Annotated in this window: 25 protein-coding genes and 6 tRNA genes; 21 read left to right on the forward strand and 10 right to left on the reverse strand. The window is 29.8% G+C overall.

Translation table 11 applies throughout. From position 1 onward, the window contains the following. Nucleotides 1-163: 163 nt before the first annotated feature. The 9 genes from B5F09_RS11885 (at nt 164) to tig (ending at nt 7728) form a co-directional block, all read left to right on the forward strand. Nucleotides 164-1627, forward strand: a complete 1464-nt coding sequence (locus B5F09_RS11885) for a glycoside hydrolase family 1 protein (protein WP_087374411.1) — start codon at nt 164-166, stop codon at nt 1625-1627. A 2-nt stretch (nt 1628-1629) separates the two neighbouring features. Continuing rightward, nucleotides 1630-2202, forward strand: a complete 573-nt coding sequence (locus tag B5F09_RS11890; RefSeq protein ID WP_087374413.1) for a histidine phosphatase family protein — start codon at nt 1630-1632, stop codon at nt 2200-2202. A 1-nt stretch (nt 2203) separates the two neighbouring features. Then, nucleotides 2204-2785, forward strand: a complete 582-nt coding sequence (locus B5F09_RS11895) for a hypothetical protein (RefSeq protein WP_087300751.1) — start codon at nt 2204-2206, stop codon at nt 2783-2785. Between the two features lie 216 nt (nt 2786-3001). Further along, nucleotides 3002-3835: a PD-(D/E)XK nuclease family transposase gene (locus B5F09_RS11900; RefSeq protein WP_087374415.1), complete on the forward strand. Its 834-nt coding sequence runs from the start codon at nt 3002-3004 to the stop codon at nt 3833-3835. Nucleotides 3836-4047: 212 nt separating this feature from the next. Then, nucleotides 4048-4599 carry a DNA-3-methyladenine glycosylase I gene (locus tag B5F09_RS11905; RefSeq protein WP_087300747.1) on the forward strand — a complete coding sequence of 184 codons (552 nt, stop codon included), beginning with the start codon at nt 4048-4050 and terminating at the stop codon, nt 4597-4599. Between the two features lie 14 nt (nt 4600-4613). Continuing rightward, nucleotides 4614-5387, forward strand: a complete 774-nt coding sequence (locus B5F09_RS11910) for an arginase family protein (RefSeq protein ID WP_239404331.1) — start codon at nt 4614-4616, stop codon at nt 5385-5387. A gap of 34 nt (nt 5388-5421) precedes the next feature. Continuing rightward, nucleotides 5422-5952 carry an SOS response-associated peptidase gene (locus tag B5F09_RS11915; RefSeq protein ID WP_239404333.1) on the forward strand — a complete coding sequence of 177 codons (531 nt, stop codon included), beginning with the start codon at nt 5422-5424 and terminating at the stop codon, nt 5950-5952. 8 nt (nt 5953-5960) lie between these two features. Then, entirely contained in the window at nt 5961-6602 is a 642-nt protein-coding gene (locus tag B5F09_RS11920; RefSeq protein WP_087300743.1) for an HAD family hydrolase, read from the forward strand. Nucleotides 6603-6771: 169 nt separating this feature from the next. Next, nucleotides 6772-7728 carry a trigger factor gene (gene tig, locus B5F09_RS11925; RefSeq protein WP_087300741.1) on the forward strand — a complete coding sequence of 319 codons (957 nt, stop codon included), beginning with the start codon at nt 6772-6774 and terminating at the stop codon, nt 7726-7728. A gap of 45 nt (nt 7729-7773) precedes the next feature. On the opposite strand, the gene queF is transcribed toward tig, so the two are convergent. From queF to queD, 5 genes are read right to left on the reverse strand one after another with little or no spacing between them, the layout of a single operon-like run. Further along, nucleotides 7774-8247 (reverse strand): preQ(1) synthase, encoded by a 474-nt coding sequence (queF, locus tag B5F09_RS11930; RefSeq protein ID WP_087300739.1) that lies wholly within the window; start codon nt 8245-8247, stop codon nt 7774-7776. Beyond that, nucleotides 8240-8932: a 7-cyano-7-deazaguanine synthase QueC gene (gene queC, locus B5F09_RS11935; protein ID WP_087300737.1), complete on the reverse strand. Its 693-nt coding sequence runs from the start codon at nt 8930-8932 to the stop codon at nt 8240-8242. The genes queF and queC overlap by 8 nt, the downstream gene beginning before the upstream one ends. Nucleotides 8933-8944: 12 nt before the next feature. Continuing rightward, the gene (gene folE / locus B5F09_RS11940; protein WP_087300735.1) at nt 8945-9511 is read right to left on the reverse strand and encodes a GTP cyclohydrolase I FolE; all 567 of its coding nucleotides are present in this window, start codon (nt 9509-9511) and stop codon (nt 8945-8947) included. Nucleotide 9512: 1 nt separating this feature from the next. Further along, nucleotides 9513-10175: a putative 7-carboxy-7-deazaguanine synthase QueE gene (gene queE, locus B5F09_RS11945; RefSeq protein WP_087300733.1), complete on the reverse strand. Its 663-nt coding sequence runs from the start codon at nt 10173-10175 to the stop codon at nt 9513-9515. After that, complete coding sequence (queD, locus tag B5F09_RS11950; protein WP_087300731.1) at nt 10168-10593, reverse strand: 6-carboxytetrahydropterin synthase QueD; 426 nt, start codon at nt 10591-10593, stop codon at nt 10168-10170. The genes queE and queD overlap by 8 nt, the downstream gene beginning before the upstream one ends. A gap of 274 nt (nt 10594-10867) precedes the next feature. On the opposite strand from queD, the gene B5F09_RS11955 reads away from it, so the two are divergent. Together B5F09_RS11955 and B5F09_RS11960 are read left to right on the forward strand one after the other, a co-directional pair. Next, nucleotides 10868-12520: a Na/Pi cotransporter family protein gene (locus tag B5F09_RS11955; RefSeq protein ID WP_087300729.1), complete on the forward strand. Its 1653-nt coding sequence runs from the start codon at nt 10868-10870 to the stop codon at nt 12518-12520. Nucleotides 12521-12615: 95 nt separating this feature from the next. Then, entirely contained in the window at nt 12616-13380 is a 765-nt protein-coding gene (locus B5F09_RS11960; RefSeq protein ID WP_087300727.1) for a 4Fe-4S dicluster domain-containing protein, read from the forward strand. A gap of 19 nt (nt 13381-13399) precedes the next feature. On the opposite strand, the gene B5F09_RS11965 is transcribed toward B5F09_RS11960, so the two are convergent. Next, nucleotides 13400-13900, reverse strand: coding sequence for a putative ABC transporter permease (locus B5F09_RS11965; RefSeq protein ID WP_087374417.1), 501 nt, complete (start codon nt 13898-13900; stop codon nt 13400-13402). Nucleotides 13901-13947: 47 nt separating this feature from the next. Continuing rightward, complete coding sequence (locus tag B5F09_RS11970) at nt 13948-14430, reverse strand: glutathione peroxidase (RefSeq protein WP_087300723.1); 483 nt, start codon at nt 14428-14430, stop codon at nt 13948-13950. A 195-nt stretch (nt 14431-14625) separates the two neighbouring features. Between B5F09_RS11970 and B5F09_RS11975 the strand changes: the two genes are divergently transcribed. The 6 genes from B5F09_RS11975 (at nt 14626) to B5F09_RS12000 (ending at nt 19963) form a co-directional block, all read left to right on the forward strand. Next, nucleotides 14626-14702: transfer RNA gene (locus B5F09_RS11975), tRNA-Ile, on the forward strand. A gap of 22 nt (nt 14703-14724) precedes the next feature. After that, nucleotides 14725-14801 (forward strand) — tRNA-Ile (locus B5F09_RS11980). A gap of 26 nt (nt 14802-14827) precedes the next feature. After that, nucleotides 14828-14903, forward strand: a tRNA-Ala gene (locus B5F09_RS11985). A gap of 54 nt (nt 14904-14957) precedes the next feature. Beyond that, nucleotides 14958-15710, forward strand: coding sequence for a putative ABC transporter permease (locus B5F09_RS11990; protein ID WP_087374420.1), 753 nt, complete (start codon nt 14958-14960; stop codon nt 15708-15710). A gap of 13 nt (nt 15711-15723) precedes the next feature. After that, nucleotides 15724-16719, forward strand: a complete 996-nt coding sequence (locus B5F09_RS11995; RefSeq protein WP_087374422.1) for a PTS transporter subunit IIC — start codon at nt 15724-15726, stop codon at nt 16717-16719. A 172-nt stretch (nt 16720-16891) separates the two neighbouring features. After that, complete coding sequence (locus B5F09_RS12000; protein ID WP_087374424.1) at nt 16892-19963, forward strand: ATP-binding cassette domain-containing protein; 3072 nt, start codon at nt 16892-16894, stop codon at nt 19961-19963. A gap of 36 nt (nt 19964-19999) precedes the next feature. Here B5F09_RS12000 and B5F09_RS12005 read toward each other — a convergent pair whose 3' ends face one another. Then, nucleotides 20000-23188, reverse strand: coding sequence for a DEAD/DEAH box helicase (locus B5F09_RS12005; protein ID WP_087374426.1), 3189 nt, complete (start codon nt 23186-23188; stop codon nt 20000-20002). A 111-nt stretch (nt 23189-23299) separates the two neighbouring features. On the opposite strand from B5F09_RS12005, the gene B5F09_RS12010 reads away from it, so the two are divergent. Beyond that, nucleotides 23300-23375, forward strand: a tRNA-Thr gene (locus tag B5F09_RS12010). 63 nt (nt 23376-23438) lie between these two features. Beyond that, a complete protein-coding gene (locus B5F09_RS12015; RefSeq protein ID WP_087374428.1) occupies nt 23439-24425 on the forward strand; it encodes a GNAT family N-acetyltransferase in 987 nt (328 codons plus the stop codon). On the opposite strand, the gene B5F09_RS12020 is transcribed toward B5F09_RS12015, so the two are convergent. Next, complete coding sequence (locus B5F09_RS12020) at nt 24420-24881, reverse strand: low molecular weight protein-tyrosine-phosphatase (protein WP_087300711.1); 462 nt, start codon at nt 24879-24881, stop codon at nt 24420-24422. The genes B5F09_RS12015 and B5F09_RS12020 overlap by 6 nt on opposite strands. Before the next feature lie 59 nt (nt 24882-24940). Continuing rightward, nucleotides 24941-25016: transfer RNA gene (locus tag B5F09_RS12025), tRNA-Lys, on the reverse strand. A 167-nt stretch (nt 25017-25183) separates the two neighbouring features. Here B5F09_RS12025 and B5F09_RS12030 point away from each other — a divergent pair. Both B5F09_RS12030 and B5F09_RS12035 read left to right on the forward strand, forming a co-directional pair. Next, complete coding sequence (locus B5F09_RS12030; RefSeq protein ID WP_087374430.1) at nt 25184-26050, forward strand: hypothetical protein; 867 nt, start codon at nt 25184-25186, stop codon at nt 26048-26050. 62 nt (nt 26051-26112) lie between these two features. Further along, nucleotides 26113-26188: transfer RNA gene (locus B5F09_RS12035), tRNA-Asn, on the forward strand. Nucleotides 26189-26220 lie beyond the last annotated feature (32 nt).

Consider the following 26220-nt stretch of genomic DNA (forward strand, 5'->3'; position numbering starts at 1 on the left):
TTTCAAGACTACACTTTTTTAGCTTGAATAAAAATATAACCAGGAGAAAATATATTTTCTATATAGCTCCTGGCTAAAAATTTGTCATCTTAACTTAATGACATTGGTTATGAAGTTGAAAAATCCTGGAAAAAATAATTAATTTTAAGTAAGGAGAGTCAAGATGAAATTTCCAAAAAATTTTCTATGGGGTGGTGCGTTGGCCGCTAATCAATGTGAAGGTGCATATTTAGAAGATGGTAAAGGGTTAAGTGTACCAGATATGATTTTAGGTGGTGATATTAATACCCCAAGAACAATTTGTAAATATATTCAGAAAAATAAATTTTATCCTAGTCATGAAGCCGTTGATTTTTATCATCGGTATAAGGAGGATATTGGCTTATTTGCACAAATGGGTTTTAAAGTTTTGAGAATATCAATTAATTGGGCTCGTATTTATCCAACTGGTGAAGAAGCAGTTGCTAATGAAGCAGGCTTAAAATTTTATGATAAAATTTTTAATGAATGTCATAAATATGGAATAGAACCAATGGTCACATTATCTCATTATGAAATGCCTTGGAATTTAGTAGAAAAATATCAAGGATTTTACTCAAGAATAGTGATTGATTATTATCTCAAATATGCAAAAACTTGTTTTAAAAGATATCGAAATAAAGTTAAATACTGGCTTACTTTTAATGAAATTAATGCTGGGACGATGGCTGATCCTTTGGCTAGTATTATGGGACTTGGCTATATGACAAGAAAAGATTTACAAAGAAATGAGCCATGTACTTTTGATGAATTAAGTGATAATCCTCAAGAACGATATACGGCATTACATCATGAATTAGTTGCTAGTGCTTTGGCGGTAATCGAAGGTCATAAAATCAATCCAGAATTTATGATTGGCAATATGATTAGTCATATTACCTGGTATCCACGCACTTGTAATCCTAAAGATATTTTAGCATGGCAACAAAAAGATGCAATTTTTAATGATTTTTGTGCAGATGTTCAAATTAGGGGTGAATATCCAGAATATATGTTAGCTTATTTGAAAAATCATCAAATTGATACTTCTTATATATTAGTAAATGATAAAAAAATCTTAAAAGAGGGAGTTATTGATTTTTATACAATGTCATACTATATTTCCAATTGTGTTAGTACTGATCCTAATGTTGAAAAAATTGGTGGTAATTTAGTTGGCGGGGCTAGAAATCCCTATTTACAAGCAAGTAAATGGGGTTGGCAAATTGATCCGGATGGATTGAAATATACATTAAAAGCCATTTCAAGTCGTTATCCTAAAATACCTATTATGATAGTTGAAAATGGTTTTGGTGCAGTTGATAAAGTTGAAAAAGATGGAAGTATTCATGATGATTATCGAATTGATTATTTAAGAAAACATTTAATAGCAATGAAGGAGGCTATTAATGAAGGGGTTAACTTAATAGGTTATACATCGTGGGGACCAATAGATATTGTTTCTGCTGGAACAGGCCAATTTTATAAACGATATGGCTTTATTTATGTAGATAAACATGATGATGGTACAGGTGATTTTTCGAGAATAAAAAAAGATTCATTTTATTGGTATCAAAAAGTTATTAAGTCCAATGGGGAGGATTTGTAGAAATGAAAGATTTATATTTGATGCGTCATGGAGAGACTTTGTTTAATCAAAGAAGAAAAATTCAGGGCTGGTGTGATTCACCTTTAACTGAAGCTGGTATCAATCAGGCCAAACAAGCTAAAAACATATTATCTAAGATTAAATTTGACCACTTCTATAGTTCGACAGCAGAACGATGTGTTGATACTTTAGAGTTAATTACTGACCAACCCTATCAAAGATTAAAAGGACTAAAGGAAAGGTATTTTGGCAGCTTTGAAGGTGAGAGTGAGGATCTAAATCCACCAGTAGCTAAATATGATGAATTTTTTTCTCTTTACGGTGGCGAAACCCGAAAAGAAGTTATGGATAGAATGGTGACAACACTTACTAATATAATGGAACAACCTGATTGTCAAAAGGTTTTAGCTGTTTCTCATGCTGGGGCATGTCGTTGCTTTTTATCTCATTTAGGTAATCCAGAACAATTATTAAACGGGAAAAGATTGACTAACTGCTGTATATTGCATTTTAAGTATGATAATGGACGTTTTATTTTTAATGAACTTTTAAATAGTAGTAAAGAGGGAAACTAAGATGGCAAAAGTATTTTTTCCAAGTTGTAAAGCGGTTGCTAGTTATCCTGAGGCTAGTAAAAAATTAGCTGCATATCTTAAAGATAAATATCAAATTGATCCAATAGGATGTTGTAAAGTAAAAGGGAAAATGCTAAATGATGATGACCAAGCAATTTTAGTTTGCCTCAATTGCTCACGAGTACTAGAAGGTAATCAACAAGAATTTATTTGGAACATCATTGATCAAGATGATAATTTTATTTTCCATGATTATCATGGCATTCAAATGACATTGCAAGATTGTCATTTGGCTAATAACAAACAAGAAGTAAAAAAAGCGATAAGATCATTAATGAAAAAAATGAATATTGATATTGTTGAAAATGAGGCTTTAAATGATCATTGTCCTTCGTATGAAATTGCTGGATATCATTTAAAACAAAAGCTAACTGAAGAAGAAAAAAAAGCATATTTTACTAATAAATATAATAAAGCTACTACTGATGTTATCGTATCTTATTGTAAATATTGTAATGATGGAGTGCTATTTTCTAATAAACAGGGTAAACATATTTTAGAATTACTTTTCCCGATTAAATAAATTGTTAAAAGAGGTTTATTAAATAGGGTTCTTTCTTGCTTTAGGGTAATATACGTAAATGGAAGAATAAAATAAGTTGATTGATCAATAAATTTTATTACTTCCTAATTTTTATCTACCCATTATCGAGTAAGAACCTTAAATAGGTAGATCTCTTTTATTATTTTAAATCATAAATTATAGTAATCATATTTTATGATTTAAAACATTTTGATTATGAATAATAATTTGTTAAAGTTGTTTATTGAAGGTATTTTAAATATTCAATGTCAGGATATCAAAGTTTTGAATCCGGATTTAAGTCGTGACCATGTTGAAGATAAAGATATGATCTTAGATATTAAAGTAACTGTTGCATCAGGCAAGCAGATTGATATTGAGATGCAAAATTCATCTTTTTCTGTTAGTCAACGTCATCGTTTTCAACTATACGGAGCTAAAATGCCTACATATCAGGAAAAAAAGGTAAAGAAATATAGATATATAAATCCAGTCTATCAAATTATTTTTATCAATGATATAGATAGTGATAATCTACAGCTTTATGATACTTATCAAAGTAGAAATAAAGAAGGTAAATTAGAAAAGAATAATCTGATGAATCAAGTATATGTTCAAGTGCCTTATATCAATGTCATAAAGCAGTATAAAAAACTAGATGAATTCAGCGAATTAGAACTGGCAATCTATATATTTGCAAACGGGATAACAGATGATATAATGAAACTGAAAGAATCAAAGGTGATTGAGATAATGAAAGACAAGATGGAAAGATTTAATCAAGATGATGAACTAAGATTAGCAGCATATAATCGGGAGCTAAATATTTATGCTCATGAAATGGAACTCGAAGAGAGTTATCAAAATGGAAAAGAAGAAGGAATTTTGCTTGAAAAAAGGAATCTAACTATTCAGCTATTCAAATCAAAATATCCAGATGAAGATGATAATTTTTTGAGTAATTTAGAAGCTAAAGAGTATGATAAGATTTTTAAAATGCTATTAGAAAATCAATCACTAGAAACAATCAAGAAAGTAATTAAAAAATAATAGACTATAGCTGCTGGAAAAGCAGCTTTTTAATATATGGGTAAATATTATCTATAAAAAATAATAGAGTATGACTATGTGTAAGTTTCATTAGAAGCGTAATGATGATCGAGGCTGTCTATTCTTGGTTAAAATATTTTGATTATGAATGATAATTTGTTAAAATAAAAGAGATTAATTATAAAATATGCTGATACAAAGATGGAGGTAAAATGGTTAAAAGATGTAAGTGGGTTGAAGACAAATCAAAATTATATCAAGATTATCATGATTATGAATGGGGAGTACCGGTTTATGATGATGAAAAATTATATGAAATGTTTTTATTAGAAACTTTTCAAGCGGGACTTTCCTGGATTACAATTTTGAAAAAAAGAGAAGCTTTTAAAGAAGCGTTTGATAATTTTGATGTGAATAAAATAGCTGCTTATAATGAAGATAAAGTAACTGAATTATTAAATAATGAAAAAATTATTCGAAGTAAACGAAAAATTAATGCTGCAATAAAGAATGCTCAAATATTTATAGATATTCAAAAAGAATTCGGTAGTTTCTCAAAATATCTTTGGGGTTATACCGATTATCAGATAATTAAAAATGAGGATGATAAAATTAAAACTACTTCTAGTTTATCTGATTGTATTTCAGCCGATTTAAAAAAACGCGGAATGAGTTTTGTGGGGTCAATTACTATCTATTCGTATTTACAAGCAGTAGGTGTTGTTAATGATCATGAAACTGATTGTTTTTGTTATCAAAGATAAATGGAGATGATTTAATGGTATTGAAGATTAAAGATGACAAAAAACTTACGGTAATGGATTTTACAGGGATATATCGGATGCAAAAGTTTTATCGACATGAAAATATAAACTGGATTGACTGTCGAGATATTGAAGGGACTCATGGCTATTGTAGTGATGAAGCTAAAGAGAAGATAAAAAAACGTATCTGTACTTGTCCAGTTAATGGGATTCATTTTATTGATTCAGGGAATTTTCATTATGTTAGTGAATTTTATCTAGAGAAATTAACTGAGGAGTTTGTTTTAGTTGTTTTTGATCATCATAGCGATATGTTAAAACCGCTTTTTGGCGATATTTTAAGTTGTGGTTCCTGGATTTTAAATGCTATGGAACATAATAAGTATTTAAAGAAAGTGATTTTAATTGGAATTGCCAAAGAACAAGTTGCTTTAATTGATGAAAAATATCAAAAAGATATTATATATTTTACTGATGAAGATTTAGGTGATTTAAATAAATGGGATAAAGCTGCAATGCTGCTAGAAAATTATCCATTATATATATCAATTGATAAAGATGTGTTAAGTCAAGATGTTGTTATAACTAATTGGCAACAAGGACAAATGTATTTATTAGAACTTAAACTGTTTTTAGCGGAAATGATTAAACAAGGACAAGTAATAGGAATTGATATTTGTGGTGAGTGTAGTAATGAGGTAGCTAAGCTTAGTGAAATAAAAAGCAATGATTTATTAAACTATAAAATATTAGAATTTTTAAAAAGAGAGTTAACGAATAATGTGTAGTCAGTATTTTTTAGAATTAAAGATGTTAATGGAAATGGAAGATAGGATAGATTATCTTTTTGAATTAGAATTACAAAAAAGAATAACTTATTATCCTAGTAATCAAATTCCAGTAATCAAAATGAATAATAATCAATTAACAGGTGATTTAGTTAAATGGGGTTATCGCTTATTTGACAATAAATTAGTAATAAACGCTAGAAGTGAAACACTAAATCAAAAAGCATTGTTTAAAAATGATTTAATTAATCATCGTTGTATTATTCCAGCTACGGGATTTTATGAATGGGATGAACATAAACAAAGATTTAGTTTCGAAAATCCACAACATAAATTATTATTTATGGCAGGAATTTATCGGGAATTTAATAATCAAAAAGAAGTAGCAATTATTACTACTAATGCTAATGAAAGTATGGAAAATATTCATTCACGGATGCCACTTATATTTAATTACTTACAAATGATCGAGTGGTTAGAAAATAAAAATGTTACGTCTTTATTAAAAATAAAACCAGAATCATTAATTATAACATCAGGTAATTTACAAACTAGTTTATTTTAGGAGGAAATATGAAACAGAAACATATTTTATTTGATTTAGATGGAACTTTGACAGATCCAATGATGGGAATAACTAAGTCAGTTCGTTATGCCTTGAATTATTATGGAATTGAAGTAAATGATTTAAATGACCTATTACCTTTTATTGGTCCACCATTAAGAGATTCTTTTAAAGAATATTATGGATTTGATGAAGCTAAAGCTAATGAAGCAGTTGAAAAATATCGAGAATATTATAAGACAGATGGTATTTTTGATAATAAGGTTTATCAAGGAATGGTAGAATGTTTACAAACATTAAAAGATAATGGTAAAAAATTATATGTAGCCACTTCTAAACCAGAGTTTTTCGCTAAACAGATTATTGAACATTTTTCGTTATCAAAATATTTTGAATATGTTGGTGGTAGTGAGTTTAATAGTCGTGAAAAGAAGGCCGAAGTAATTGAATATGTTTTAAAAACTAATCAAATCGATAATGATGATGTTATTATGGTTGGTGATCGTAAACATGATATTATTGGTGCTCATGAAAATAAGATTCCTTGTGTTGGTGTTTTATATGGTTATGGAACTGAGGATGAATTAAAACAGTATCAAGCGGATTATTTGGTTGCTAGTGTTGAAGAATTAACGGAATTATTGAAATAAAATACCGCTTATGGGTATTTTATTTTTTTATAGAAATATTTAACTAGATGACAAAAAGGATAATGAGATTATTTTAAAAAGAAAAATATTTGTTAAAAAAAGTAAATAATGGTTAAGTTATATTAGATTTTATGTTAGAATTTCTCTGTTATTATACAGGAGGACAAAAATGAGTAAAGTAATAAAATTAGGTGATTATAGAGGAATCGAAGTTAAAGTTCCTAAACAATTATCAGTAACAGAAGAAGAAATTAATCGTGAAATTCAAAATTTTCTAAGCCAAAACTCTCAATTAGTAGAAAAAGATGGTGAAGTTGCTAATGGAGATGTAACAACTATCGATTTCGAAGGGTTCAAAGATGGTGTTCCTTTTGAAGGTGGTAAAGCTAATGGACATCAATTAGAAATTGGTTCTGGTCAATTTATTCCTGGTTTTGAAGAACAAATGATTGGGATGACTAAAGGTGAAACTCGTGACTTAAACTTAACATTCCCTGAAAATTATGGAGTAGCAGATTTAGCTGGAGCAGATGTAGTATTTAAAGTTACTGTTAATAAAATTGCTACCAAAAAAGAAGCTGAATTAACTGATGAATTTATTGCTTCTTTAAATGCACCAAACTTTAAAACAGTAGAAGAATTAAAAAATTTAATTGAAACTTCTTTACAAATGCAATATAAACAACAATTTGAAGCTGCTAAAGAAAATGCAGTATTAGGTAAATTAATTGGAGAATGTGAAGTTGAAGTTAGTGATGAAGATGTTGAAAAAGCATTACAACAACATATCCAACATATTTCAATTGAATTGGCACAACAAGGGTTACAATTAGAACAATATTTACAAATGATGAATACAGATTTAGATAGTTTAAAACAACAAATATTACCAACAGCTAAACAACAAGCATCATTTGAAGCTATCATTGATGAAATTGTTAAAGTTGAAAGTTTAACTACATCTGATGAAGAAGCTAAAGATCAAGTTTCTAAAATTGCTGCTGCTAATCAAATGAGCGTTGATGAAGTTTTAGAAAAAATTCAATTAGATGATTTAAAACGTGATTTAGCTAGAATTCAAGCAAGTCATTTAATTATGGATTTAGCAAATATTATTGAAGAATAAGAAGAAAAGGTCCTTTTAGTCAAGGGCCTTTTTAAATACACTGCTTTAGCGATTATCGATTTTTTCTGGATATAAATCATGATTTGCAAGACGATTCCAAGCAATATCTTCCCATTTAGTTCCGGGTTTACCATAATTACAATAAGGATCGATTGAAATACCACCACGTGGTGTAAATTTACCCCAAACTTCGATATATTTAGGATCTAATAATTTAATTAAATCTTTCATGATAATATTCATACAATCTTCGTGAAAATCACCATGATTTCTAAAACTAAATAAATAAAGTTTTAAAGATTTACTTTCAACCATTTTAATATTAGGAACATAGCTAATATAAATAGTAGCAAAATCAGGTTGTCCGGTGATTGGACAAAGACTAGTAAATTCAGGACAATTAAATTTTACAAAATAGTCATTATCTGGATGCTTGTTATCAAAAGTTTCTAATACTTCAGGAGCATAGTCATCTTTATATTCAGTATTTTTACTACCTAATAATGTTAAATTATCCATTGTTTCCTCCTAATAGCGGGTCAATAACCCCGTTTTTTAAAAAAGCTTCTTGCCTATCAAGACAAGTACCACATTTTCCACATGGTTTATCATTTCCTTCGTAGCATGACCAAGTTAAATGATATGGAACATTTAAATCTAAACCAATTTTTACAATATCAGCTTTACTTTTATTAACAAAAGGAGCTTCGATTTGTAGTTGATGTCCACTTCCTTCATAAATTGCTTGATTCATAGCATTGTTGAAAATTTCGCTACAATCAGGATAGGCATTTCCGGCAGCATCATCTTTATGAGCACCATAATAGATTAAATTGCAATTTTTAGATAAGGCGATACTAGCGGCACTAGATAAAAATAAACCATTTCTAAAAGGTACATATGTAGTTACCGGTTTGCCATCAGTTTTGCTTAATTGTTTAGCATAAGTTTCGTGAGGAATTTCTTTACTTGAATGATTTAATAACGAACAATCGCTATATTCAAAAATCTTAGCTAAATCTAAAAAAATATGTTCTACTTGATAATATTTAGCAATTTGGTTAGCTGCCTGAATTTCTTTATCATGTTTTTGACCATAGCTAATGGAAAGGGCCACGACATTTTCATGACCATATTGATTTATTGCTAATGCTAGGGCGGTAGTAGAGTCAACCCCACCGCTGAATAATACTAAAACTCTCATTAGTTTCTCCTTTTATTGTAGATATATTTGCAAACTAGGATCGTTTTTAAAACGCCCAGTTAAAGTGCTTGTGGTTGTTGAAGTGTTTGCTTTTTTTATTCCCCGGGCACTCATACAGCTATGTTTACCGTTTATAATAACTGCAATATCTTTTGAATCAGTAATTAAGCTGATGATTTCTGCAATATCACTACCAATTCTTTCTTGCAGCTGTAGACGGCGGGCTACCATATCAGCAATTCTTGCAATCTTGCTTAGACCGATGACCTTACCGTTAGGAATATAAGCTACTGTAACTTTCATATCATACATTAATGCAAGATGATGTTCACAATAGCTAAAAATATCGATATCTTTTACAACGACAATTTCTTGGTTAGCAAAATCAAGATCATCAGCAAAAGTTTTATTGAACATTTCTGCGATTTCCTGATTAGTATATTGAATGCCGGCAAAAACTTCTTCATACATTTTAGCTACTCGCTTTGGTGTTTCTTTTAACCCTTCACGATTAGGGTCTTCACCAAGGGCTTCAATAATTTGATAAATACATTCTTCAATTTTTTTAAGATCAATCATTTTAGACTCCTCGCATATTGGGATTCCAAATATATTTATGTAATTGTAATTGAAAATTAACGCCATTTAGCTGATTTTCAATCATAAAAGCAACAATTTCTTTAGGATCGATTTGTCCATAAATTGGGCTAAAGTAGACCTGCGCTTTGTTAATTAAATCGTATTTATCAATAATATTTTTAGCGGTAATTAAATCTTTTTGATTACCGACTACAAATTTAACAACATCATCTTTTGTTAAGTAATTGTAGTTTTTTTCATTCATATAATTTTCCATCAAGCTAGATGGGGTTTTATAATCTAAGGTAAAAATTGGTCGTAAATCGCTAATAAATGGTTTGATATTAACACTACCATTAGTTTCGATTTCGACGTTATAATTAAGTTTTAATAATTCAAAAATCAAGGACTTAATGTTTTTTTGTAACAGTGGCTCACCACCAGTTAAAGTTACATTTTTGATTTTGTTTTCATTTAAATAATTAATAATTTCTTCTTCAGTCATTAAAGAATATTTAGCATCATCACTATTGGCATACTTACTATCACAATAACTGCAATTTAAATTACAGCCTTGAAAACGAATGAAAGCAGCTAATTGTCCAGCTTTACTGCCTTCACCATTGATGCTAATAAACTTTTCAACTACTTTAAAATTATTCATCATTACCTCGGTAACTAGCACAATTATTAGGAGTTTCATAAACATCAATACAATCAAGATTGTATTTCTTAGCTAATAACTCAAAAATATATCGAGCTAGATTTTCTGCAGTTGGTCGAAATGGTAATGAAACGATTTTAAAATTTTCGTTAATCAAAGCTTGGTACAAATCAGTTGATAAACTATTAGTTTCGATAATTAAAGTATGATCAAGTGAATCGGTAATCTGTTTTAAATCATTTTTTAAATCAGTAAAATCAATAATCATACCATTGTTTTGTTTATCTTCTAATAAAGATGTACTTTTAATTGAAACGACAACGCGCCAGCGATGACCATGAATGTTAGCACATTTTCCGTTATAGCCAGCTAAAAAATGAGCACTATCAAAGCTTTGTTCAGTTTTTAAATAATACATTTTCTCTCCTTTCCATACCATCAATAAAAAAAGTAGGCGCACTAAAAGCCTACTTTAAAAGATAATATAAAAAAGTATGCCCTAGTTTTATTTTAAGACAGGATGGTACAAACGAACTGTCTAAAGCTATAATAATCCATTTGTCCTTGATATGTCAAGGTAATGTTATCTAAAGTTCATGTAAATCTTTGTAAAGAAAAGTTAAGAATTTGTTAACAATGTTTGCATTATGTTAATTTTATGTTAAAGTAACGTTTGTAAAGGGGGAAAAATAATGGAACTTACTGATATATTTACTTTACTAGGTGGATTGGCATTATTCTTATACGGTATGACAATGATGTCTAATGGACTTGAATTAGCTGCCGGAAATAAGATGAAAACAATCCTTGAAAGATTAACTGCTAATCGTTTTATCGGTGTTGCTGTGGGTGCTTTAATTACAGCTATTATTCAGTCATCTTCTGCTACAACAGTAATGGTCGTTGGATTTGTAAATGCTGGATTAATGGAACTAAAAAGTGCTGTTTGGATTATTATGGGAGCTAATATCGGAACGACAATAACAGGGCAATTGATTGCTATCGATATTACAGCATTAGCACCAATTATCGCTTTTATCGGTGTAGCGTTAATTGCATTTTTCAAAAGTAAAAAACTTGATGCTTTTGGGACAATTATTGCCGGGTTAGGAATTTTGTTTATGGGAATGGATATCATGTCTGGTGCAATGGAACCATTACGTGATTCACCAACGTTTGTAAGTATGGTTTCTTCTTTTGAAAATCCATTAATCGGTATTTTGGTTGGTGCTGGTTTTACAGCGCTTATTCAAAGTTCTTCTGCGTCTGTTGGTATTTTACAAGCTCTTGCTAGAAGCGGTGTCGTTACATTACCTTCTGCAATTTATGTATTGTATGGACAAAATATTGGGACATGTATTACTTCAGTACTAGCAAGTATTGGGACAACTAGAAACGCTAAAAGAACAACAATTATCCATTTATCATTTAATATTATTGGGACAATCATTTTCGTAATTATTAGTATGTTAACACCATTTGCTGATTTTATGGCATCATTAACACCTACTAATATACCGGCACAGATTGCAAACGTGCATACAATTTTTAATGTTGTAACTACAATTGTTTTATTACCTTTTGGTGCTCAATTAGTTAAACTTACATATATAGTTTTACCTGAAAAAGAAGGTTTAGAAGATAAGATGACAGTTAAATATTTAGATGCATCTGTCTTTACAAATGATTATTATATTGGACGTAGTGCTATTGTTAATCGCCAATTATTTAATGAAACACAAAATATGTTGTCAGAAGTTCAACAAAATGTACAACGTGCCTTTGAACTAATGAGTAACTATGATGAGGCTAAACACGAAGAAATATTAAAACATGAAGAATATATTGATTATTTAAACAAAGAAATTATCCAATATACAACAACAGCGATTTCTTCAGAATTTCCAATCGAAGAATCACAATCAATTGGATTATTCTTAAAAACTGCCGGAGATTTAGAACGAGTTGGTGATCACGCTATAAATATTGCTGAACGTGCAAAACAACTTTATGAAAATGATGAACATTTCTCTGATGAAGCAATGAAAGAAATCTCAATCATGAATGATATGACTAGAAATATTTTACAAGAATTAAGTGTCTTAAAACGTGAAGAATTACATGATATTGTTGAAAAAGTTGATGTAATTGAAGATAATATTGATGGTATCACTCATGAATTTTCATTAAATCAATTAAAAAGATTGCGTGATAAAAAATGTACACCAGAACATAGTGCATTATATACTGAAACACTTATTGATTTTGAAAGAATCGGTGATCATGGTTTAAATATTGCCGTTGCTTTTGATACAATTAAAGAAGAATTAACAACAATGGCTTAAACTGGCTGAATTTCAGTCAGTTTTTTAATATATTATTAAAAACTTAATCATTTGTTCATTCTTTGTCAGTATAATAAGTGTCGGAGGCGATTGGAATGAAGATTGATAAAACATATGTAATATACTTTTCCCCTACAGAAACTTCTAAAAAATCAGCAGTTAGTATTGCTCGCGGATTAGAAGGAACATTAAATGAAATAGACATAACTTCTATGCCAATTGAAGCTAAACAGTTTAATCGACATGATGTTGTTGTATTTGGAATGCCGGTATATGGGGGACGTATTCCTGTTGAGGCGGTTAAAAGATTAAAATCATTTACTGGTGATCATACTCCTTGTATTATAACAGTAACTTATGGTAATCGTCATTATGATGATGCATTGTTAGAGTTATTTAATATTGTAGAAGGGCAAGGGTTTATCCCGATTGCAGCAGCAACATTAGTTGGTCAGCATACTTATGGAAATATCCAAGTGGGACGTCCAGATCATGATGATATGTATCGCGATGAGTTGTTTGGAAGCTTAGTGCGGTTAAAAATTAATAAAGATAACTTTTCATTTGTTTCAATACCAGGTCATTATCCTTATCGTGAAGGTGGTAATGGTGGTAAATTTAGACCGTCTACAAATGAAAATTGTACGCAATGTGGATTGTGTGTAAAAAAATGCCCGATGCAAGCTATTGATCCAAAGGATTGTAAAACGATTAATGATCAGTGTTTATCTTGCTTTAGATGTATTAGAATTTGTCCAATGCAAGCTAAAACTATGGATCATGATCAAAATTATCAACAGTTTGCTAAGGAATTTACTGAAAAACTATCAAAACGTAAAGAAAATGAATATTTTGTATAATAAATAAGTACGGCGTTTTTTAATTTCCGTACTTATTTTTTGTTTTAAATTGAAAACGTAAATTATAAAACTGATAAATAATAACCAATATATATATTAGAGCAATAACATTAACAAGATAATAGTTAGAAGCAGCTAAAAGCTGATTGATAAAAGGGTCGATAAAATTCACTAATATTATGCCTAATATTCCCCATATTAAACTATAAAACAAACAAATTCGACTACAATAATTATCCGGATATTTTTGATAATTCCAGATTTCAATATTTAAATCATGAGCTAAAAAATAGTGTGTTACATATTCTAAAGCAGTACAACATACTAAAGAATAAAAGAAGATTTCAAAATTATTAGTATGATAGGGAACTGCTTTCAATATTAATAATGCTCCAAATCCATATATTGGAATAAAAGGACCTTTTAATAATCCGGAAAAATGAATTCTTTTTTCAAGTATTGAAATATATGCCGATTCGATAATAAAGCCTAGAAAAGTATAAATTGCAAATTTTACCATTATAACCTCCATTAGTAATTTTATGATAAAATTTGGCAATTATGATACTAAATATGAGCAAGCAGTTTTTCAATTTCAAGAGCAATTTCTTTTGGTTTGACTAATGGCTCAAAGCGAGCGACTACATTACCCTTACGATCAATTAAAAATTTAGTAAAATTCCAATCAATTCGTTTAGAAAGTGCTGGATCCTGGTTTTCTTTAAGATATGTATAAATAGGTGCTTCGTTTGGACCGTTGACATCGATTTTAGCGAATTGTGGGAAGCTAACCCCATAAGTATCAGCACAAAAAGAAATAATTTCTTCCATTGTTCCTGGTGCTTGTTCACCAAACTGGTTACAAGGAAAATCAAGGATCCAAAAACCTTGGTCGTGATACTGTTCAAATAAATCTTCTAATTCATCATATTGTTCAGTAAATTCACATTCCGTAGCCGTATTTACAATAAGCAATACCTGGTTTTGATATGTACTTAATGATTGTAGTTGATTATTGTTATCTAAAACGTTTATATCGTATAAGTTCATGTTATTCTCCTTTTAATAATTTATTTATTAATTATAAAATGATTTTATATTAATAACAAATAATATGCTTGTGAATGTTTGATTTTGACGTGATTGATACAAGAATAAATTAATAGCAAAAAAAATGACAAAATTTTAAATAAAGGGTTGACGATTATAAAAGCTTATGTTATTATATTTGAGCAGTCAATTGATGGGCCTGTAGCTCAGTTGGTTAGAGCGCACCCCTGATAAGGGTGAGGTCGATGGTTCAAATCCATTCAGGCCCACCATTAATTAATTGCATTTATATATGGGCCTGTAGCTCAGTTGGTTAGAGCGCACCCCTGATAAGGGTGAGGTCGATGGTTCAAATCCATTCAGGCCCACCATATATAAAAATTAATAAAATATTTTTGGGGCCTTAGCTCAGCTGGGAGAGCGCCTGCTTTGCACGCAGGAGGTCAGCGGTTCGATCCCGCTAGGCTCCACCATTTGTAAATTAGCTCTGCTTTGGCAGAGTTTTTTTGTTTTTATAGGAGGTAATTATGACCGATAAATTAATCATTTTAGTAGCTAGTTTTTTTATATACTGCTTTCTTGGTTGGGTATGGGAATCGATTATTTTACCATTATCACGAAAACAAAAACCTTATAACCGTGGTTTTTTAAATGGACCATGGATACCAATATATGGTTTTGGAGCGATATTAGTAATTGTATTATTTGATATTCATAAAACCGATTATCCTGTCTATGCTTTATTTATTAATGGGGCTGTAGTTGCTTGTTTATTAGAATATATTACATCTTATGGTATGGAAAAGTTATTTCACCAGCGCTGGTGGGATTATAGTCATAAACCGTTTAATTTAAATGGTCGGGTTTGTTTAGAAGGATTTGTTTGTTTTGGAGTTTTTAGTGTTGTTGCCATTGATTATGTACAACCATTTTTTACCTATGAATTATCGAAGGTCGATGAAAAATTATTGTTTATAATTGCTAGTGTTTTAACGATATTATTTATTTTTGATACTATTGTTTCAACTAGAATTGCTTTGAATATTGAAAAGAAAGTAGAGCAGTTTAAACAGACTATTGAAAATAATGAAATGGTGTTATTGAAAGACTTATTAGAAAAACAACAGGAAGTTAATAAACGCATTGGGAAAAATCGTTTGCAGTGGCAACGTCAACAGATTATTTTTAAAAACTTAATTAAGCAAAAAGGGAATTTAAAGTATTCACAAAGACGTTTAATTCGAGCTTTCCCAGATCTGCTTAAACATAAAAAGAAATAAAAGGGGATAGATGATGAAAAAAGAGAACTATATCGTAAAATCTTTAAATGGTATGGCGTATGGCTTTTTTTGCAGTTTAATTATTGGAACGATATTAAAACAAATTGGTAGTTTTGTAAATATAAGTCAGTTGATTATCTGGGGTGAAATAGCAACATATTTAATGGGACCGGCTATTGGTGTTGGAATTGCTTATGCAATTGATGCTAAAGGACTAAATTTAATTGCAGCGGTAATTGCTGGGACAATTGGGGCTGGAACTTTTAATGGTAATCAAGCAACAACTGGCAATCCAATCGCTGCTTATGTAGCGGTAATTGCGGCAGCTGAAGTTACTCGTTTACTTCAAGGAAAAACACCGATAGATATTTTACTGGTACCATTTTGCTCAATCGTTATTTCTGGATTGGTAACGATATTTGTGGGTCCATATTTAACGATGGTAATTAACTGGATTGGTGATTTAATTAATCAGGGAGTGGCAATGCAACCATTTTTCATGTCAATAGTTGTAGCAGTTTTAATGGGAATGGCTTTAACGGCACCGATATCTAGTGCTGCTATTGGTGTGATGTTAGGTTTGAATGGTTTGGCTGCTGGAGCGGCATTGGCAGGTTGTTGCGTACAAATGTTAGGTTTTGCAGTGATGTCAATCGATGATAATGATTTAGGAGATGTAATTGCAATTGGAATTGGTACAAGTATGTTGCAATTTAAAAATATTGTTAAACACCCAATTATCTGGTTACCGCCAATTTTAACAAGTATTATTATTGCACCAATTTCAACCTGTGTGTTAGAAATATCATGTACTCCTGTTGGTTCGGGAATGGGAACGGCTGGATTGGTAGGAATATTAGAAGCGATAAATGTTATGGGAAGCAGTTATTGGATTCCAATTATTGTAATTGATATTATTGCTCCGATTTTGATTACATGGCTAATTTATCGGTCATTTAAAAAATTAAAATATATTAAAAATGGGTATTTAAAGTTAAACCGTTTATAATGGTTTGACTTTTTTTGTTGTTAATATAAGTGTAACATTTCTTAAGTAAAATTATATATCATTAAATATTAAAATAACATTTAATATAGTGATAACAAGAATAGTTATAATTTTTAGATAATACTATTATAATGTTATTTAAAAATTATAGTAATTGTAAGGGGTGAATGTGATGCTGCAAATAAAAAATATTTGTAAGCAATATAAAACAGGTAATTTAATTCAAAAAGCACTTGATGGTGTTTCGTTAAATTTACGTGATAATGAATTTGTTGCTATTTTAGGACCTAGTGGTTCGGGGAAAACAACGCTTTTAAATATTATTGGTGGTTTAGATCGCTATGATAGTGGTGATTTGATTATTAATGGTATTTCAACTAAGAAATATAAAGACCGTGATTGGGATTCGTATCGTAATCACACAATCGGTTTTGTTTTTCAAAGTTACAACCTGATTCCCCATCAGACAGTTCTATCGAATGTCGAGCTAGCTTTAACTATTTCGGGTGTATCTAAAGCAGAACGTAGAAAACGTGCTAAAAGAGCTTTAGAACAAGTAGGACTAGGTGATCAAGGTCATAAAAAGCCTAACCAAATGTCTGGAGGACAGATGCAAAGGGTAGCGATTGCTAGAGCATTAGTTAATGATCCAGATATTTTATTAGCTGATGAGCCAACTGGGGCTTTGGATAGTGAAACAAGCATTCAGGTAATGAATTTATTAAAAGAAGTAGCTAAGGACCGTTTGGTAGTCATGGTTACTCATAATCCAGAATTGGCTTATGAATATGCAACTAGAATTGTAGAATTAAAAGATGGAGTAATTCGCAGTGATTCTAACCCATTTAATGTTGATAACAAGACATTAAAGGTACCACAGCATAAAAATATGGGTAAATCTTCAATGTCTTTAAAAACATCGCTATCATTAAGTTTTAATAATTTAAAAACAAAAAAAGCGCGAACGATTTTAACTTCTTTTGCTGGATCGATTGGTATTATTGGTATCGCCTTGATTCTTTCTTTATCTAATGGGGTAAATCAATATATTCAATCGCTAGAAGAAGAAACTTTATCGGAATATCCGTTACAGATTCAAAGTACAGGTTTTGATATAACTTCGATGATGGATACCCAGTCAAGCGATGATTCAACTAAAGAAGATGGTGAAGTTCAAGTATTTCAAATGCTGACAAATATATTTTCGCGAGTGGGATCTAATGATTTAACATCATTAAAAGAATATTTGGATAGTAATAAGGGTGATCTTTCTAAATATACTAAGTCAGTTGAATATACTTACAATGTTGTTCCGCAGATTTATAGTGCTAATACGGAATCGATTCGACAAGTTAATCCTGATCAATCGTTTGCAGCGCTTGGTTTAGGGGCTTCAAGTACAAGTAATAGTACAATGTCATCAATGATGAGTACTAATGTATTTTATCAGATGCCACAAAATACTGATCTATATCAAGAACAATATGATGTAAAAGCAGGGAGATGGCCTGAAAAGTATAATGAATGTGTGCTGGTTTTGAATAACAATGGTAAGATTAGTGATTTTATGATTTATACTTTAGGGTTACGTGATTATTCGGAATTAGATACGATGATTCAACAATTTTCTCAAGAAGAAAAAGTAACAGTACCTGATAATAGTCAATCATATTCATATGATGATATTATTGGTATTAATTTTAAATTAGTTAATCCTTCAGATTGTTATCAATACGATGCTAATTATAATATTTATCGTGATAAAACAGATGATCAAGCTTATATGAAACAGTTAATTGATAATGGTGAAAATCTAGAAATAGTAGGAATTGTTCAGCCTTCAGATGGTGCTAATGTTACAATGTTGCAATCTGGGATAGGGTATTTGCCATCGTTGAGCGATCATGTTATCAATCAGGCGCAATCAAGTGAAATTGTTCAAAAACAATTAGCAACACGTGATATTGATGTTTTTACCGGGAAACGTTTTGATGATCCTGAAAGTTCTAGTTTAGATATGAATTCATTATTTACAGTTGATAGTGAAATGTTACAAAGTGCTTTTTCTTTTGACCAAAGTAAAATATCAATGGATATGGATAATGTTGATTTTAGTCAGTTATCAATCGATCCATCATTATTGCTCTCTTTAGATGTTGATAGTTTACTAGGAGATATTAAATTTGAACTGACAACTGATCAGATTAATCAAATCAGTCAAAAAATTATGACCCAATTTCAACAATATTTAAAAGATAATAATCTTACTGATCAATCTAAGATGGATGAATATTTTCGGGCTTATTTACAAAGCGATGCGGCTAAAAATTTGATTCAAAGTGAAATGGCAGCATTAATCCAGGAAAGTGGTATGGCAAAGCAGTTTGCAGCTAATTTACAAAGTCAAATGCAAACGATGATGGCTCAGTATAGTGAAATGATCGCAAATTCATTAAAACAGCAGTTAACAACTGTTATGGCTGATCAGATGGATAATTTTTCAAGTCAATTCCAAGATGCTATTAGTATAGATACAAGTAAATTTGCTAGTGCTATTAAGGTAAATATGTCAGAAGAAGAATTATCTGAATTGATGTTATCGTTAATGAGTGAGGATTCATCTTCTTATGAAAATAATTTACAAAAACTTGGTTATGCAAGTAAAGATGAACCTAGTGGTATTAATATTTATCCACTTGATTTTGAAAGTAAACAGGAAGTTATTAATGTTTTAGATCAATATAATGAAAATGTTGAAAAAGTTGATGAAGATAAAGTTATTACTTATACTGATTATGTAGGTACATTAATGTCTTCGGTAACTGATATTATTAATGTTATTAGTTATGTGTTAATTGCCTTTGTTGCAATATCATTAGTAGTATCTTCGATAATGATTGGTGTAATTACTTATATAAGCGTTCTAGAACGGAAAAAAGAAATTGGTATTTTAAGGGCTATTGGAGCTTCTAAACGTAATATTTCGCAAGTTTTCAATGCTGAAACATTTATTATTGGATTATTTGCGGGAGTGTTAGGTATTGTTATTACATTATTGTTATTAATACCAGGCAATATGATTATTCACGATATTGCTGGTAGCCAGGATGTTAGTGCTATCTTACCAGTAACTGGAGCGGTAGTATTGATTATATTAAGTGTTGTATTAACGTTAATAGGTGGTTTGATTCCAGCTAAAAAAGCGGCATTAGAAGATCCGGTTACTGCTTTAAGAACTGAATAAACTAAAAAGGTATCAGTGTGCTGATACCTTTTGTTGTTAGTCTTGTTTAAACAGTGAAATAATTTCTTCAGTAGACATTGAAGTAATACTATTTTGACTGTTTTCAATAAAGATATTAGATAAATCTTGTTTTTGAGCTTGTAATTCCTGAATTTTTTCTTCAATACTATTTTTCATGATTAACTTATATACTTGAACGCTGTTTGTTTGTCCAATTCGATAAGCACGGTCGGTAGCCTGGTTTTGAGCTGACATATTCCACCATGGGTCATAATGGATAACGATCGATGCTGCAGTTAAGTTTAGACCTGTACCACCGGCTTTTAATGATATCAAAAATACTGTCGTATTATCTTTTTGGAATGCATTTACTAATTGGTGACGTTTGATTTTATTTGTGGCACCAGTTAATACATAATACGAGATATCATTTTTCCGTAATTCTTTTTCAATTAACTCTAATGAAGTAGTAAATGAAGAGAATAACAATACTTTCTGGTTATTTTCTTTAGCTTTTTTAATTATATCCAGACAAGCACTCATTTTAGAACTTGGACCATCAATGTTATTGTAAAGAATTCGTGCATCACAGCAAAGCTGTCTTAATCTAGTCATCATTGCTAATATCTGAATATGATCAAGATGTTCAACTTCTAGAGCTTGTTGCAATTTATCGTTGATTTGGCTTAAGTTAGCTAAATATAGATTTTCTTCTTCTTTGTTGAAAGCTATTTTAATAGTATTTTCTACTTTTTCTGGTAATTCTGATAATACTTCTTGTTTAGTTCTTCTTAAAATAAATGGTTCAACCATTTTTTTAAGTTTTTCTTGTACTTCCTGATCTTTATTGTAAACGATCGGACGTTCAAATTTTTCTTTAAAATAATTGTAATTAAACAAATAATTAGGCATTAAAAAATCAAAGATAGACCATAATTCAGCTAATGAATTTTCAATTGGGGTACCAGTTAAAGCAAAACGATGAGTACCTTTTAATTCCTTAACAACTTTAGCATTTTTTGTAGTCTGGTTTTTAATATACTGAGCTTCATCTAAAACAATATATTCAAAACGATAATCACGATATAATTCAAAGTCGCGACGTAAATAATCGTATGATGTAATTACGATATTATAGTTATTAATCTGATCGATTAATTTTTTTCTAATAGCTAGATTACCAGTTATACAAGTTACTTTTAAATCGTTAGAGAACTTTTTAATTTCATCTTGCCAGTTTAAAATTAATGTTGCTGGTGTAATAACGATGCTGACTTTATCTTTGCTATCTTCTAAAGCAGCAATCATTTGCAACGTTTTTCCAAGCCCCATATCATCAGCTAAGATCCCCCCAAAACCATAATCACTCATTGTCTTGATCCAGCGATAACCATCTTTTTGATAGTCACGTAAGATATTTTGATAAGCTGGTGCAATCTGGTATTGGTTAGTATTGCAGTTAGTTATGTGGTCAACAAGTTCCTGGAATTGCTGGTCACGTGAAAATTTAATTGTCTTACTATCTAATGTTAGTTGATTTAAATATAATGCTTTAGATTTATCGACTAAGATTTTACCATCTTCAACATTAGCGCTGCTGATATTTAAGTCCTGGATTAAATCATAGGCTTCGCTGATTGTCTGATCTTCAAGATTGATAAACTCGCCGCTTTTTAAACGGTGATAGGCTTTATTTTTTTGATAAGAATCTAGAATCCCCTGGATTTCATCTTTAGAAACATTAATGCTGTCTAAATCAATTTCTAATAAGTCATTTTTCAATCTAATACCGATATTAAATGCAACATTTCTTGGTTTGTTGATATTTTTAATATCTTCACTAACGAAAACATCACAGTACTGATTTAATTCTGGCAATACATATTTAATAAAATAATAAATATCTTCATCATTATTAGTAATTAAATACATATTAGTCAATTCATCATAATTGGCATAATCTTCAATTAATGCTAGTGCTTTATCAACGTTTAACGGTAGTTTAGTTTCGTAGCTTTCAATATATTTACCATCAAATAAAATATTTCCTTCTTCGTCACGGTATTCTAGATTGATGGTTAAATCACCGAAGTTATTCATATCAACATAGCTTAATAGAGTGATTACACTAGGTAAATAGTCATCAATATTAACACCGGTAATTGAGATATATGGCAATATTTGATCAATAATATATTTTCCAAAATAACCAAAATCTTCCTTATTAACAATAATATTTTCCTTTGTTAAAACGCTTAATAACTCTTTAGTGATAGTAGACATTTTTAAGCTGTAACGGTTTAATACATTGTTTTCTAAACAATAGATATATTGATTACCAATAATTAATTGACCATCAGATACATTTAGTTCTAATTCAAAATAATCATCTTTATCTTTAATATTAATTGCAATATTATCATGATCGATAGTTGTAAATAAGATATTGATATCTAAATTAGTTAAGTATAATTCAAAAAACTCATCGATATTATATTGATTGATTTCAATTGATCTAAAACGATCGATACTATCAATAAAATCACTGTTTTCACGAATGAAATTAATTTGTTTTAAAGCATTTTGATCAAAAGAATGACGATTGTGATTTGTCGTTAGCATGTTTCCATAACTAACTGTTCGCTGGTAACGGAAGTTTTTAATAAACTCTTTTAGGTTTTTAATAGCATAAGTCTTCTGGTTACCAATGCGATAAGAAATTAACAGTTTATTAAAAGAATGATTGATATTTGGTATTATTCGAATATTAGTATCCGTTAAAGAAGGTTCCTGGTAATTAGAATAACTGTCAATCAAATCTTTTGCTACTTGGATTTTACTGTTAATTATTTTTTCTTCCTGGATTCTTTCAAATGCTTCTATTTTAGCTTTATATTCAATTTTTTGATTAAACTGAAATGGGATATCAGACATTTCTAAACTATAAAATTTTAATAATAAAACGCCGATGTGACCACAAGCTATTTTGTTGTCCTGACAATTAGCGCAATCACAAAGGAAATTGGTTATTTTACCACTGGTATCGACAGTTACCTGACAATTATTATGTTGACCATTAATAGTAACCTGGCCATCAATATGGTATGTGTTACCTTGTTTGATTACTGACATGTTCGAAATTACATTATCTTTATAATACTTTCGAGCCATTGCCCAGTTTTGCTCATTAAATATTCTATTTATTTCATCATCTTTAACGTACATTTATTTCCCTCCGATAGATTATTATACCATTTTTTTATATATTCCCAAATAGAAAATAGGTAAAAATATTTTACACTTTTTACAAAAGTGCTATAATATTGTTATATTTAAGCCGGCATAGCTCCAACGGTAGAGCAATCCACTCGTAATGGATAGGCTGCAGGTTCAAATCCCGTTGCCGGCACCATATTTCAAACCGGTTGGTTTGATTTTTTTATATAAAAATATTTATAACTGGCAGGTGAAATTTATGAACGACTTTTTTGAAAAAGATGGTTATATTTTAAGATTAGCTAAAAAAGAAGATGCATTAGATTATTATCAAAACAATTTTAATCCATTAGACATTGAAGTGGCTAGATTTACAGGCTCAAAAACATCATATACTCAAGAAGAAGTTGTTAGTTTTTTTAAACAGTGTATTGACGCTAAAGATCGCTATGATTTTGTTATTGTTGAACCTAAAGGGCATATAATCGGTGAAAGTGTTTTAAATGAAATAGATCAAGATTTGAAATGTGCGAATTATCGAGTTGCTTTATTTCATAATAATTCTCGTAATCGTGGGATTGGCAGCTGGGCAATAAAAAATACATTAGCATTTGCTTTTGATACTTTAAAATTACATCGAGTAGAATTAGAAGTTTTCTCATTTAATCCACGAGCTATTCATAGTTATAAAAAAGCGGGATTTAAACAAGAGGGAATATTAAAAGATTCTATTAAAGATGGTGATAATTATGGTGATACTATTTTAATGGCTATTTTAGAAGATGATTGGAAAAATCAAAAACAGGAAATAGTTATAGATGAATATTCATATCGTTGTGGGGTAATGGATTGTTTTTGTGAAATGGTTAAAGCTGGTGTTAAAAAAATTGCCTTAGCACATCCTTTTAAAACAAAACAAGATCGAGATAGTTATTTAGAGTTTGTAGAAAAAATTACTAATCAGTATCACATTCGTTATTTTTTAGACGATGATCCTTTAATTACTGATTTGTTTGCAATGTCAATGAATCTAAATACTTATAATATTATTTTTTATCGAAACGATGAAGATATTAAAAAATATCAAGAATTAAAAGAAGAAAAAAGGCAGGCTTTAAAAAATAATAAATATGAACAAGTTAGAAACTCTTTAGCTTATCAATTTGGATATTTATTAGGATATAGTGATAAAACTATTGCAGAATATATTAAACAAAATAATGAAAAAGAAAAAGCAACACTATAAATTATGGTGTTGCTTTAAATATGTTAAAAAATCTAAACAACCTTCATAAACATCATCATAGGTAACATCAAAATTACCAGTATACCAAGGATCAGCAATATCACGAGGTTGTTTTGAAAAATCTAGTAAACGATATATTTTATTTTCTTTGTCATTACCGACAATTCTTAAAATGCCATTTACATTTCTAGTTTCCATTGCTATTAAATAATCATAATTTTTGTAATCCGATTTTTTTAATTGCATAGCGACTTTACCGCTAGTAGAAATATGATATTGTTGTAGTTTGTTTTGGGTTCCATAATGAACAGGAGAACCGACTTCACCACAAGTGCCGGCTGATTGAATAAAAAAATGATTACTTAAACCTTCTTTTTCAACTAAATCTTTAAAAACAAATTCTGCCATTGGAGAACGACATATATTCCCTAAACAGATAAATAAAATTTTAATCATATCATTACTCCTTGATTATATGAAAAAAGATGAACTCAGTTCATCTTGGATACTTAGAATGGTGACCCGCAGGCGATTCGAACGCCTGACCCTCTGATTAAAAGTCAGATGCTCTACCGACTGAGCTAGCGGGTCTTTTTTTTCAGTGCCTAAATAAAATAACATATTTTTTTTAATCTGTAAAGAGTTTTTTTAATATATTTGTAATTTATTGATATAATTTAAGAACTTTTGAGTGTTTCTATGGATTTCTACAATGTTTTATAAATAAATATGCTTAAATTCTATATGGGTGATATGTGATGAAGGGTAGATATTTATTAATAATAGCATTACTTTTGTTATGTGGTTGTCAAGATGCTGATGCTAAAAAAGTAACTAGTGCTAAAGAAAATGAAAAAGTATTAACAATTAAAAATGAGGTTTTGAAAAACAATCAGAATTTTAAAAATAATCAAGATGGGAAAAACAATTTGTTATTATTAATGGCAAATAGTGTTGATTATTATAATTATGTAAATGGTTCAATGGTACTTACAATGGATTATCAAGGACAAATGCAGCAGATAAAATATGATTTTCAAATTAATGTGCCTGATTATCATAGTTTTATTTATCAGGTTTCTTCTACTGGATTTAATGAGCAATGTTTTTTTAGAGATAGTGAAAAGATGTATTTTTATAATGGTAATATTGATGATTTAAAGAATAATGATTTAAGTGAATTGATAAAAGAGAAAAAAATGATCGTAGAACAAGTTAGTGCCAATAATAATTTGTTTAAATATCAAAGTTTGTCACTTCAAGAAAGAATTGATAATTTTAGTAGTACTCGGGTTGCAAATGATTTATATGGTGATGTTGCACCATATGTATTTCCAGAAGAAATTGCTTTATATCAGTTAGGAATGAAATATGACAATTATGATATTAAAGATAATACTGATTTTATTGATCGAGAAGTATTTGTTGTTGAAGGGACTATTGATGATACGGTTTATAATAAGGGAACTATATCTTTATTTGTTGACAAACAAACGGGAATACTTTTAAAATATGAATATAAAACAGATGTAAGTACAGTAACAATGGAAATGGAACAGATAGCAATTGACCAAGATGATCAGGATGATTTTTATTTGGAATATATAAAAAATAAAAAAAATTAAAAAAATTGTAAAAAACACTTGCATCATACCTTGGATAATGCTATTATAGTAGGGCACCAAGTGCTTGAATAGCTCAGTTGGTAGAGCAATCGGCTGTTAACCGATCGGTCGTAGGTTCGAGTCCTACTTCAAGCGCCATGTGGCCTGTTGGAGAAACGGTTAACTCACAT

The organism is Erysipelatoclostridium sp. An173 (assembly GCF_002160495.1).
Lineage (GTDB): Bacteria > Bacillota_I > Bacilli_A > Erysipelotrichales > Coprobacillaceae > Thomasclavelia > Thomasclavelia merdavium.

Coding starts and splice junctions, on each gene's coding strand:
- B5F09_RS11910 (WP_239404331.1), top strand. CDS start 4,614: ATGGTATTGAAGATTAAAGATGACAAAAAACTTACGGTAATGGATTTT.
- folE (WP_087300735.1), bottom strand. CDS start 9,511: ATGATTGATCTTAAAAAAATTGAAGAATGTATTTATCAAATTATTGAA.
- B5F09_RS11885 (WP_087374411.1), top strand. CDS start 164: ATGAAATTTCCAAAAAATTTTCTATGGGGTGGTGCGTTGGCCGCTAAT.
- B5F09_RS12015 (WP_087374428.1), top strand. CDS start 23,439: ATGAACGACTTTTTTGAAAAAGATGGTTATATTTTAAGATTAGCTAAA.
- queF (WP_087300739.1), bottom strand. CDS start 8,247: ATGGATAATTTAACATTATTAGGTAGTAAAAATACTGAATATAAAGAT.
- B5F09_RS12000 (WP_087374424.1), top strand. CDS start 16,892: ATGCTGCAAATAAAAAATATTTGTAAGCAATATAAAACAGGTAATTTA.
- B5F09_RS11995 (WP_087374422.1), top strand. CDS start 15,724: ATGAAAAAAGAGAACTATATCGTAAAATCTTTAAATGGTATGGCGTAT.
- B5F09_RS11965 (WP_087374417.1), bottom strand. CDS start 13,900: ATGGTAAAATTTGCAATTTATACTTTTCTAGGCTTTATTATCGAATCG.
- B5F09_RS11890 (WP_087374413.1), top strand. CDS start 1,630: ATGAAAGATTTATATTTGATGCGTCATGGAGAGACTTTGTTTAATCAA.
- B5F09_RS11915 (WP_239404333.1), top strand. CDS start 5,422: ATGGAAGATAGGATAGATTATCTTTTTGAATTAGAATTACAAAAAAGA.
- B5F09_RS12005 (WP_087374426.1), bottom strand. CDS start 23,188: ATGTACGTTAAAGATGATGAAATAAATAGAATATTTAATGAGCAAAAC.
- queD (WP_087300731.1), bottom strand. CDS start 10,593: ATGTATTATTTAAAAACTGAACAAAGCTTTGATAGTGCTCATTTTTTA.
- B5F09_RS11920 (WP_087300743.1), top strand. CDS start 5,961: ATGAAACAGAAACATATTTTATTTGATTTAGATGGAACTTTGACAGAT.
- queE (WP_087300733.1), bottom strand. CDS start 10,175: ATGAATAATTTTAAAGTAGTTGAAAAGTTTATTAGCATCAATGGTGAA.
- B5F09_RS11905 (WP_087300747.1), top strand. CDS start 4,048: ATGGTTAAAAGATGTAAGTGGGTTGAAGACAAATCAAAATTATATCAA.
- B5F09_RS11960 (WP_087300727.1), top strand. CDS start 12,616: ATGAAGATTGATAAAACATATGTAATATACTTTTCCCCTACAGAAACT.
- B5F09_RS11955 (WP_087300729.1), top strand. CDS start 10,868: ATGGAACTTACTGATATATTTACTTTACTAGGTGGATTGGCATTATTC.
- B5F09_RS11970 (WP_087300723.1), bottom strand. CDS start 14,430: ATGAACTTATACGATATAAACGTTTTAGATAACAATAATCAACTACAA.
- B5F09_RS12020 (WP_087300711.1), bottom strand. CDS start 24,881: ATGATTAAAATTTTATTTATCTGTTTAGGGAATATATGTCGTTCTCCA.
- B5F09_RS12030 (WP_087374430.1), top strand. CDS start 25,184: ATGAAGGGTAGATATTTATTAATAATAGCATTACTTTTGTTATGTGGT.
- B5F09_RS11990 (WP_087374420.1), top strand. CDS start 14,958: ATGACCGATAAATTAATCATTTTAGTAGCTAGTTTTTTTATATACTGC.
- B5F09_RS11895 (WP_087300751.1), top strand. CDS start 2,204: ATGGCAAAAGTATTTTTTCCAAGTTGTAAAGCGGTTGCTAGTTATCCT.
- tig (WP_087300741.1), top strand. CDS start 6,772: ATGAGTAAAGTAATAAAATTAGGTGATTATAGAGGAATCGAAGTTAAA.
- B5F09_RS11900 (WP_087374415.1), top strand. CDS start 3,002: ATGAATAATAATTTGTTAAAGTTGTTTATTGAAGGTATTTTAAATATT.
- queC (WP_087300737.1), bottom strand. CDS start 8,932: ATGAGAGTTTTAGTATTATTCAGCGGTGGGGTTGACTCTACTACCGCC.